General features: G+C 73.5%; 8 protein-coding genes. 5 read left to right on the forward strand and 3 right to left on the reverse strand.

Translation table 11 applies throughout. From position 1 onward, the window contains the following. Positions 1-291 precede the first annotated feature (291 nt). Entirely contained in the window at positions 292-792 is a 501-nt protein-coding gene (locus CBZ_RS14835; RefSeq protein WP_218022784.1) for a DUF6325 family protein, read from the forward strand. Positions 793-921: 129 nt separating this feature from the next. Here the strand turns inward: CBZ_RS14835 and CBZ_RS14840 are convergent, their stop codons facing one another. Together CBZ_RS14840 and CBZ_RS14845 are read right to left on the reverse strand one after the other, a co-directional pair. Then, entirely contained in the window at positions 922-1,632 is a 711-nt protein-coding gene (locus CBZ_RS14840; protein WP_246013429.1) for a potassium channel family protein, read from the reverse strand. Continuing rightward, positions 1,625-3,001: a TrkH family potassium uptake protein gene (locus CBZ_RS14845; protein WP_130782288.1), complete on the reverse strand. Its 1,377-nt coding sequence runs from the start codon at positions 2,999-3,001 to the stop codon at positions 1,625-1,627. Before CBZ_RS14845 ends, CBZ_RS14840 begins: the two co-directional genes overlap by 8 nt. 164 nt (positions 3,002-3,165) lie before the next feature. On the opposite strand from CBZ_RS14845, the gene CBZ_RS14850 reads away from it, so the two are divergent. The 4 genes from CBZ_RS14850 (at position 3,166) to CBZ_RS14865 (ending at position 6,359) form a co-directional block, all read left to right on the forward strand. Further along, positions 3,166-4,368, forward strand: a complete 1,203-nt coding sequence (locus CBZ_RS14850; RefSeq protein ID WP_130782289.1) for an acetoin utilization protein AcuC — start codon at positions 3,166-3,168, stop codon at positions 4,366-4,368. A 158-nt stretch (positions 4,369-4,526) separates the two neighbouring features. After that, a complete protein-coding gene (locus CBZ_RS14855; protein ID WP_130782290.1) occupies positions 4,527-4,751 on the forward strand; it encodes a helix-turn-helix domain-containing protein in 225 nt (74 codons plus the stop codon). A 200-nt stretch (positions 4,752-4,951) separates the two neighbouring features. Beyond that, positions 4,952-5,050 carry a 30S ribosomal protein bS22 gene (locus tag CBZ_RS14860; RefSeq protein ID WP_003792170.1) on the forward strand — a complete coding sequence of 33 codons (99 nt, stop codon included), beginning with the start codon at positions 4,952-4,954 and terminating at the stop codon, positions 5,048-5,050. 229 nt (positions 5,051-5,279) lie between these two features. Next, positions 5,280-6,359, forward strand: coding sequence for a LacI family DNA-binding transcriptional regulator (locus tag CBZ_RS14865; protein WP_246013431.1), 1,080 nt, complete (start codon positions 5,280-5,282; stop codon positions 6,357-6,359). A gap of 9 nt (positions 6,360-6,368) precedes the next feature. Here the strand turns inward: CBZ_RS14865 and CBZ_RS14870 are convergent, their stop codons facing one another. Then, the gene (locus tag CBZ_RS14870) at positions 6,369-6,911 is read right to left on the reverse strand and encodes a hemerythrin domain-containing protein (RefSeq protein WP_246013433.1); all 543 of its coding nucleotides are present in this window, start codon (positions 6,909-6,911) and stop codon (positions 6,369-6,371) included. Positions 6,912-7,015 lie beyond the last annotated feature (104 nt).

Genomic DNA, 7,015 nt, shown 5'->3' on the forward strand with positions numbered 1-7,015 from the left:
GGCCCGCGACGACCGATCCGTCGCGGGCCACCGGTCTGTCGGGCCCCGGCCCCGCAGGTCGCGCACCTCCGCGTCCGCGCCCTGGTGGTGTGGAAGGTCGGTCGCACCCGACGCGACAGACGTTCCACACCACGACGTCGTCGCGGACGTGAGGCGCGTGCTCGCGGACGGGGTGCGGCTCGACGCCGTCATGGGGTGGCGACGGCGCACGATTGTCACGGTCGGGGCGCGCTCCTACGATCGGCCGGAAGGCCCGCGCCCGTCGGGGGCGGCGGGACCGAGGTGCGCACCATGGATCTCGAGACGTCCGGCCCCATCGACTACGTCGTCGTGGAGATCCCGCCCGGCGGCTTGAAGGGTGACGCCTTCTCCCTGCTCGTGGACCTCGTCGACCGCGGTGTCATCCGCCCGCTCGACCTCACGGTCGTCGGCAGGGACGCGCAGGGCGAGTTCGCCGTCGTGTCCTTCGACGAGCTGAGCGTGCAGGGGGTCGACGGCACGTTCCTCCACGGCGCCTCGCACGACGTCCTCGACGACGACGACCTGCGTGAGGTGGCGCGCGGCATCCGGCCGGGGTACTCGGCCGCGGTGCTGCTGTACGAGAACACGTGGGCGGCCCCGCTCGCGACCGCGCTGCGGCGCAACGGAGCGCAGCTGCTGGACAGCCGGCGGTTCCCGGTGCAGGCGATCCTCGCGAAGCTCGACGTCCTGACCGGCGGCGCGGACTGGTCGGCCCCGCAGCGCCCGGCGCCCGACGCCGCAGCGCACCCGACGGGACCGCGCCCGCCATGACACCCTCGCGCGCGTCGACGCCCTGCCCGACGAGGACGACGTCCGCCGAGGCGCTGCGCCGGTGTGGAAGGTCTGTCGCGCGGGACGGGACAGACCTTCCACACCGGGCCACGCACGCGCGGGCCCGGCTCAGGGGCGGGCCGCGAACCGTTCGAGCAGCTCGGCGTGGCCCGAGACGATGATGATGTCGTTCTGGGAGATCCGGGTCTCGGGCGTCGCGTACTGGAAGTCGATGCCCGGGCTCTTCACGCCGATGACCGTCACCCCGTACCGCTCGCGGATGTTCGACTGCGCGAGCGTGAAGCCCTGCGTCTCCTTCGGCGGGCGCATCTTCACGACCGTGAACCCGTCCTCGACCTCGATGTAGTCGAGCAGCTTGCCGGACACCAGGTGCGCGACCCGGGCGCCCGCGTCGGCCTCGGGCAGGATCACGTGGTGCGCGCCGATGCGCTGCAGGATGCGGGCATGCTCGGCGGAGATCGCCTTGGCCCAGATCTGCGGGACGCCCAGGTCGACGAGGTTCCCGGCGATGAGCACGGACGCCTCGATGTACGAGCCCACACCCACGACGGCGACGGGGAACTCGCGCGCACCGAGCTGCTCCAGGGCCTCCGGGTTCGTCGCGTCGGCCTCGACCAGCGCGACGCGGCCCGCCCACTGCGCGACGAGGTCGGGGTCCCGCTCGACCGCGAGCACGTCCTGCCCGAGGCGGTCGAGGGTCGCGGCGATCGCGGACCCGAACCGGCCCAGTCCGATGACGAGGACGCCCGAGTCCTTCTTGGGCGTGCGGGGGGCGTTGCGCGTCGTGGACGACGACGTGTCGCGCAGCTTCTCAGCCAATGATCGGCCTCTCTTCCGGTAGCCGGATCACCCGACGACGGTTGCGCAGCGCGAGTGCCGCCGCAAGCGTCATCGTGCCGGTCCGGCCGATGAACATGAGCACGGTGAGCACGTACTTGCCCGAGTCGGGCAGCTCGGGCGTCAGGCCCGTCGACAGCCCGCAGGTCGCGAACGCGGAGATGACCTCGAACAGCACGACGTCGAGCGTCTCCCCGGTCATCGCGAGCAGCAGCAGCGAGGAGATGAGCACGAACGTCGCGGACACGAGCGACACGGCGATCGCGACCTGCAGCGCCTCGCGGGGGATGCGCCGGCCGAACGCCTCGACGTCCCGGTCGCCGCGGGCCTCCGCGACGATCGCGAGCAGCATGACGGCGAGCGTCGTCACCTTGATGCCACCGGCGGTCGACGCCGAGCCGCCACCGGCGAACATGAGCGCGTCCATGAGCAGCCACGTGCCCTCGTGCATCTCGCCGACGTCCACCGTCGAGAAGCCGCCGGACCGGGGCATGACCCCGGCGAACAGGGACGCGAGGATCGTGCCCGCCCAGTCGAGCGGCTTGAACGTGTCGGGGTTGGTCCACTCGAACGCGGCGACGAGCACCGAGCCGAACACGACGAGCGCGAGGCTCGTGGTGATCGTCAGCTTCGAGTGCAGGTTCCAGCGGCGCGGCTCCCGCAGGTGCCCGACGAGGTTGAGGATGACGGGGAAGCCGAGCGACCCGACGAACACCCCGACGATGATCGGCAGCAGCACCCACCAGTCCGACACGTACGGGTCGAGGCCCTCGGGCGTGGGCACGAAACCCGCGTTGTTGAACGCGGAGATGCCGTAGAAGATCGAGTGCCAGGCCGCCTCGCCCCAGTCCTCCTCGTACATGTGGAACCGGGGGAGCAGGATCAGCGCGATCGCGACCTCGAACGCGGTCGACGTGATGATGACCGTGTTGACCAGCGAGCCGACCTCGCCCAGCCGGGTGAACTTGGTCTCCGACGACACGAGCAGCCGCTGCGTCAGGCCGAGCCGGCGGCTCACCGCGAGCCCCAGCAGCGACGCGAGCGTCATGACGCCGAGCCCGCCGATCTTGATCGCGACGAGGATGACCACGAGCCCCCACGTCGACCAGTACTCGCCGGTCGGCACGGTGACCAGCCCGGTCACCGTCGTGGCGGACGTCGCGGTGAACAGCGCGTCGACGAACGGCGCCCGCTCGCCGGTCACCGTGGCCCACGGCGTCCACAGCGCGAGCGTGATGATCGCGATGACCGACCCGAACACGCCGAGCGCGAGCCGGGCCGGGGAGTGCCGGGCCAGGCGGTCCACGAGCTCGCGTGCGTGCCACCGCACGCCGGGGCCACCCCGCGCCATCACACCTCCGCCCGTGCACCCGTGCGCACGCGTGCGCACACCGGCGCTCGCCGGACGGGCCAACTCTGGCACGCCCGGCGCGGCTGCTCGACACGTGCCCGCAGGTGTCGCACGAGCGGGCGGGTCGGATCGACAGGCGCAGGTCGGGGTGCGACGGTGTCCGCATGACGTCGAGGGGGCAGCGCCCGTCGGCCCCGGTGCGGGTCGTCTGGTCCGACGACATGCTCGCGTACGACTTCGGGCACGGGCACCCGATGACGTCCGAGCGCCTCGAGCTGACCATCCGCCTCGCGGAGCAGCTCGGGCTGCTCGACGGGCCCGACGTCGAGCTCGTCGACGCGCCGCCCGCGTCCGACGACCTGCTGCGGACCGTGCACGAGGCTGCCTACGTCGCGGCCGTCCGGGAGGCGTCGGAGCACGGCACCCCCGACCCGCAGCGGGGGCTGGGCACGTCGGACGACCCGGTCTTCCCGTCGATGCACGAGGCGGCGGCGCGCGTCGTCACGGGGACGGTCGACGCGGCGCTCGCGGTCTGGGAGGACCGCGCCGAGCACGCGGTCAACCTCACCGGAGGGCTGCACCACGCGATGCCCGGCGCCGCGTCGGGCTTCTGCGTCTACAACGACGCGGCCGTCGCGATCCGCGCGCTGCTGGCCGCGGGGGCGACGCGGGTGGCGTACGTCGACGTCGACGCGCACCACGGAGACGGCGTGCAGGCGGTGTTCTGGGACGACCCGCGCGTGCTGACGATCTCCGTGCACGAGTCGGGCCACGCGCTGTTCCCCGGCACGGGCTTCGCACGGGAGATCGGCGGCGCCGACGCGATGGGGTCCGCCGTCAACGTCGCGCTCCCGGCGGGCACCGACGACACCGGCTGGCTGCGCGCGATCGAGGCCGTCGTCCCGGCGGTCGTGCGCGAGTTCGCGCCGGACGTGCTCGTGACGCAGCACGGCTGCGACAGCCACCTCATGGACCCGCTCACGCACCTGCGGGTGTCGGTCGACGGCCAGCGCGCCGCCGCGACGCTGCTGCACGACCTGGCGCACGACGTCGCCGACGGCCGGTGGGTCGCCCTCGGTGGCGGCGGGTACGCGGTGCTCGACGTCGTCCCGCGGTCGTGGGCGCACCTCGTCGGCGTCGCGACGCACCGGCCGGTCGACCCTGAGCGGGACGTGCCGCAGGCGTGGCGCGAGCTCGTCCGGGACCGGTACGGGCGGCTGGGCCCGGCGCGCATGACGGACGGCCGGCCGCTGCGGCTGCGGCCCTGGTCGTCGGGTTACGACCCGGGGGACGACGTCGACCGCGCGATCCGCGCGACGCGGGCCGCGGTCTTCCCGTGCTGGGGCCTGGACCCCGACCTGGACTGACGTGGACCTCGACCGACCCGGGTGGTCGGCCGCCGGACGGGCGACGTCCCACCTGTCTCCCCTTTCCCACCAGTCCCACCGGCACTATCGTGGTGCGGCACCCCAGGGGGAGCGTGGAGCCCGGCGCGTCGCCGGGCACGAGCGAGAGAGCTGATCAGATGAGCGACCAGCCGGGCCGCACGCGATTCCTCACCGTGGTCGAGGTCGCCGACGTGATGCGCGTGTCGAAGATGACGGTCTACCGGCTGCTGCACTCGGGTGAGCTCCCCGCGGTCCGCGTCGGACGCTCGTTCCGCGTCCCGCAGGACGCGCTCGACCACTACCTGCGCACGTCGATGACGGTCGAGCCCGAGCAGCAGGACCGCGGCCGGCTGTCCTCCTGACGGGCGGTCGCGCAGGTCGGGAGGGCCGTCCTGCGCGCCTGACCTGGCGCGTCGCGGCGAGGCCCGGGGATCGCGTAAGGTAGTGCCTCGGACTTTCCTGTGCGTGGGCTCGCGGCCTCTGGCCGATGGACGGCACCACGCGTCGATCGACCACCAGCAGGGCCCGTGCTCGGGCCCCCACCGGAAGCGAGTGAGGACCCATGGGCTCCGTCATCAAGAAGCGCCGCAAGCGGATGGCCAAGAAGAAGCACCGCAAGCTGCTGCGCAAGACGCGTCACCAGCGTCGCAACAAGAAGTGACCCGTCGCCGGCGTCGTCCCTCGTGGACCGCGTCGGCGCGACCGGCCGGTGGGTCGGACATCCTCGGGCCCGGCACGTGCCGGGCCCGACGTGTTTCCCGCTGCCGTCACTGACGGAAGCGTCCTACAACGATGTAGGATGACGTTCGCCCTGGTGTCGTCGACATCCGCGGGTCGTCGCTCTGCCACTCTGGTGGACGACGCGGCAGGGGACGGCGGTGGAGGCACGGATGGCAACGAGGCGTACCGGTGCGGTGACCATGCACGACGTCGCGGCGCGGGCGGGCGTGTCGATCAAGACCGTCTCGAACGTCCTCAACGGCTACCAGTACATCCGGCCGGCCACCAAGGAGAAGGTCGAGACGGCGATCGCCGACCTCGGCTACCAGGTGAACCTCACCGCCCGGAACCTGCGGCGCGGCCGGACCGGGCTCATCGGGCTCGCGGTCCCCGAGCTCTCGCTGCCCTACTTCGCCGAGCTCGCGGACTCCGTCATCCGCGCCGCCGAGGCCCGGGGCGTCACCGTCCTCATCGAGCAGACCGGCTCCGTGCGCGAGCGTGAGCTCGAGGTCCTCACCGGGCAACGCCGCCACCTCACCGACGGGCTCATCTTCTCCCCGCTCGAGCTCGGCCCGCAGGACGTCGACGCACTCGACGTCGACTACCCGATGGTCCTGCTCGGCGAGCGCATCTTCGGCGGCCCCGCCGACCACGTGACCATGAGCAACGTCGACGGCGCGCGCGCCGCGACCCAGCACCTGCTCGACCAGGGCCGCCGCCGCATCGCCGTCATCGGCGCGCACGAGGGCGAGACCGTCGGCTCCGCGGCGCTGCGCGTCCAGGGCTACCGCGAGGCGCTCGAGGGCGCCGGGATCGCGGTCGACCCCGCGCTGCTCGGCGAGGCCGGGCTGTGGCACCGCGCGACGGGCGCCGAGGCGATGCACCGGCTGCTCGACTCGGGCGTCGAGATCGACGCCGTCTTCGGCCTCAACGACGCCCTCGCGCTCGGCGCCCTGCACGCCCTGCACGCCCGCCGCATCGACGTGCCCGGCGCGATCGCCGTCGTCGGCTGGGACGACATCGAGGAGACGGCCTACTCGTCGCCGACCCTCACCACCGTCTCCCCGGGCCGGGAGCAGATCGCGACGACCGCCGTCGACCTGCTGCTCGCGCGCATCGACGACCCCGACTCCGACCGGCCGTTCGAGCGGGTCGTCGCCGACTTCACGATCGTCGGCCGCGAGTCCACCCTGGGCGACGCGGCGCCCGACGTCGTCCCTCCGGGGACGTCGGTCGCCTCCGCCGGCTGACGCCGCCGCTCAGGCCAGCGGGCCGTACAGGGCGCCCGCGGGCGGCACCCCGTCCGGGTCCAGCTCCTCCAGCAGCGGCAGGAGGCGGCGCTCCTCGAACCGGAAGTGCGACTCCATGATCGCCCCGACGCCCTCCAGGTGGCGGCGGCGCTCCTGCGGCGACGCGCCCGAGCGGACCGCCTGGCGCAGCGAGCCGAGCAGGTGCTCGATCATCCGGTGGTCCTGCCGGAGCTGCTCCACGACGGGCGCGAGGTCCGGGTGGGCGCGCACGAGGACGGGGAACAGCGCGTCGTCCTCGCTGCGGTGATGCCCGTCGAGCGCGGCGCAGAACCCCCAGCAGTAGAGCAGCGGGTCCTGCCCAGGGTCGGCGCGCGGGGCGTCGGGGTCGTCGTCCGTCTGGTCGAGGGCCAGGTCGAGCGCAGCCCGCAGCCGGGTGTGGACCTCCCGGAGCTCGCGGGCCAGGGCGCGGGAGCGGTCGTCGGTGGTGCGGTGGGTGATGGCGGTGTCTCCCGCTCGGGCGCCTCCATGCCTGACGCAGCCCGTCACCGGCACGCGACGCTCCGCCGACGCTAGCAGCCGCACCGAGCCGCGCCGAGCCGCGGGGGCCGGGCGGGGGCCAGGCGGGGGCCGGACGGGCACCGGCCGGTGCCCCCACG

The sequence above is a fragment of the Cellulomonas biazotea genome (assembly GCF_004306155.1).
In the GTDB taxonomy this organism is placed as follows: domain Bacteria; phylum Actinomycetota; class Actinomycetes; order Actinomycetales; family Cellulomonadaceae; genus Cellulomonas; species Cellulomonas biazotea.

Bases quoted from the DNA above. Each gene is read 5' to 3' on its own strand.
- CBZ_RS14850 (WP_130782289.1), top strand. From the start codon at position 3,166: ATGACGTCGAGGGGGCAGCGCCCGTCGGCCCCGGTGCGGGTCGTCTGG.
- CBZ_RS14860 (WP_003792170.1), top strand. From the start codon at position 4,952: ATGGGCTCCGTCATCAAGAAGCGCCGCAAGCGGATGGCCAAGAAGAAG.
- CBZ_RS14855 (WP_130782290.1), top strand. From the start codon at position 4,527: ATGAGCGACCAGCCGGGCCGCACGCGATTCCTCACCGTGGTCGAGGTC.
- CBZ_RS14845 (WP_130782288.1), bottom strand. From the start codon at position 3,001: ATGGCGCGGGGTGGCCCCGGCGTGCGGTGGCACGCACGCGAGCTCGTG.
- CBZ_RS14835 (WP_218022784.1), top strand. From the start codon at position 292: ATGGATCTCGAGACGTCCGGCCCCATCGACTACGTCGTCGTGGAGATC.
- CBZ_RS14865 (WP_246013431.1), top strand. From the start codon at position 5,280: ATGGCAACGAGGCGTACCGGTGCGGTGACCATGCACGACGTCGCGGCG.